This is a genomic window from Microvirga sp. 3-52 (assembly GCF_018383585.1).
Lineage (GTDB): Bacteria > Pseudomonadota > Alphaproteobacteria > Rhizobiales > Beijerinckiaceae > Microvirga.
The window spans coordinates 1-2,011 of the sequence record NZ_JAHAMK010000078.1 but is presented as its reverse complement, the minus strand read 5'-3'; the positions used below and the strand labels follow the sequence as shown (position 1 = coordinate 2,011).

3 protein-coding genes and 1 pseudogene are annotated in these 2,011 nt (G+C 64.4%); 2 read left to right on the top strand and 2 right to left on the bottom strand.

The features are described 5' to 3' along the window. Nucleotides 1-135: pseudogene (locus tag KHP60_RS24805) on the top strand (IS5/IS1182 family transposase); the annotation flags it as partial. 29 nt (nt 136-164) lie between these two features. Here the strand turns inward: KHP60_RS24805 and KHP60_RS24800 are convergent. Next, on the bottom strand, nt 165-1,259 hold the full coding sequence (locus KHP60_RS24800; RefSeq protein ID WP_213566930.1) for an NAD(P)/FAD-dependent oxidoreductase: 1,095 nt from the start codon (nt 1,257-1,259) through the stop codon (nt 165-167). Here KHP60_RS24800 and KHP60_RS24795 point away from each other — a divergent pair. Continuing rightward, nucleotides 1,188-1,439: a hypothetical protein gene (locus KHP60_RS24795; protein ID WP_213566929.1), complete on the top strand. Its 252-nt coding sequence runs from the start codon at nt 1,188-1,190 to the stop codon at nt 1,437-1,439. The two genes, KHP60_RS24800 and KHP60_RS24795, sit on opposite strands and share 72 nt — an antisense overlap. Before the next feature lie 100 nt (nt 1,440-1,539). Here the strand turns inward: KHP60_RS24795 and KHP60_RS24790 are convergent. Then, nucleotides 1,540-2,011, bottom strand: a 472-nt coding sequence (locus tag KHP60_RS24790) for a TOBE domain-containing protein (RefSeq protein WP_249689125.1), incomplete at its 5' end; no start/stop codon positions are given.

The following is a 2,011-nucleotide window of genomic DNA, read 5'->3' as shown; positions in this document are numbered from 1 at the left end:
GTGGAGCGAACCTTCGGTTGGCTTGGACGCTGCCGCCGCCTGGCCAAGGACTTCGAAGCCTCCATTGAAAGTGCGGTGGCTTGGGTCTTCATCGCTCATATCCGGATGCTGACAAGACGGCTCGCAAGACCCTGAAACACCACAAGTCTTTTTGAGTCAGCCTCTTAGGCGCTCAGCCTGTCCGCCACGTCCTCGGCGATCGAGAGGCACGAGGTCAGTCCCGGGCTCTCGATGCCGAAGAGATGCACGAGGCCCGATAATCTATGCTCCGCCGGACCGTCGATCATGAAATCGGCGGCCTTTTCGCCTGCTCCCGTGAGCTTGGGGCGGATTCCGGAATAGTCGGGCACGAGCGCATTCTCGGGGAGACCGGGCCAGTAGCGGCGGATGGAGGCATAGAAGCTTTCCGCCCGGCGCGGATCGACCTCGTATTCCTCGCGCTCGATCCATTCCACGTCGGGCCCGAAGCGCATGCGGCCCGAGAGATCCAGCGTCACATGGGTGCCCAAGCCTCCGTCGACGGGCGCCGGATAGATCAGGCGCGAGAAGGCTGGCTTGCCGAGACAGCCGAAATAATTGCCCTTGGCGAAGACGAGGGGCGGCACGCGGTCGACCGGATAGCCTTCCGTCGTGCGGGCGAGCGCCTGGGCGCCGAGCCCTGCCGCGTTGACCACCGCATCGACGGTGAGATCCGTCGGCTCCGATCCGCCCACATGTGCGTCCCATCCGGTTCCGTTCCGGGTGATCCGCTCCACGGGCGCATGAAAGGCGATGACGCCGCCGGCGCTCTCCAGATCGCCCTGCAATGCCAGCATGAGGGCGTGGCTGTCGACGATCCCCGTCTCCTGTGACAGCACGGCGCCGGTGCAGGCGAGGTTCGGCTCAAGCCGACATGCCTCTTCGCCCGTCAGCAAGGAGAGGCCCTCGACACCGTTCGCCAGCCCCTGTTCGTAAATGCCTTCGATCTTTGCCTGTTCGAGATCATTGGTGGCGACGATCAGCTTGCCGCATTTGGCATGAGGCACGCCGTGGCTCTCGCAGAAGGCGTAGAGCATCCGCCGCCCGTTGACACAATGGCGCGCGCGCAAGGAGCCGGAGGGATAATACATGCCGGCATGGATCACCTCGCTGTTGCGCGAGGAGACCCCGTTGCCGACGCCGCCCGTCGCCTCGACCACAATCACACCATGACCGCGAAGGCCGAGTGCGCGCGCGATGGCGAGCCCGACGACCCCCGCCCCAATAACCAGGACGTCTATGATTGCCTCCCATTTTCACAGGATCTGCCGTCGATGGACAACTCGCCGATATCCCTCGTCAGCCAAGGCCGAACTTTCACCGCAGGGATGATCTCTTCGCGTATCGGGATGGGCCATGATACCGCAGGCCGCTCAGAGTGGCACCGTGTCCGCTTGAAAGCCTGGCTTCTCAAGGACTGACACCCTTCCCCCGTTATCACCGGCACAAGGCCGGCCATGACGGCGAGGGAACGAGAAAGGCGGCCTCGCACATGCGGGCCACCCTTGCCGGCGTCATGGATCAGAGGCGCTTGCCGGTCTGCTCGTCGAAGAGATGAACAAGCTTCGGATCGGGCGTGACGCGGATCTGCTGGCCCGGCTGAGCGTTGACGCGCTCGCGGAACACGCCGACCACATCGGNGGTCTGCTCGTCGAAGAGATGAACAAGCTTCGGATCGGGCGTGACGCGGATCTGCTGGCCCGGCTGAGCGTTGACGCGCTCGCGGAACACGCCGACCACATCGGTACCGCCGAACTTGGCGAAGACCTGCGTCTCCGATCCCGTCGGCTCGACGACGGCCACTTCGGCCGGCAAGCCATGGGAATCGTCGAGGATGAAGTGCTCAGGGCGGATTCCGTAGATGATCGGCTGACCATCCGAGGCGGCAGGCGCATGGGCCACCGGCAGGGACGTGCCGCTCTCGGAGACGAAGCGGCCGCCCTGAAGGTGACCTTTGAGGAAGTTCATGGCGGGGGAGCCGATGAATCCTGCG

Excerpts from the sequence above, each read along its gene's own strand:
- KHP60_RS24795 (WP_213566929.1), top strand. The coding sequence starts at position 1,188 with ATGACCGCGAAGGCCGAGTGCGCGCGCGATGGCGAGCCCGACGACCCC.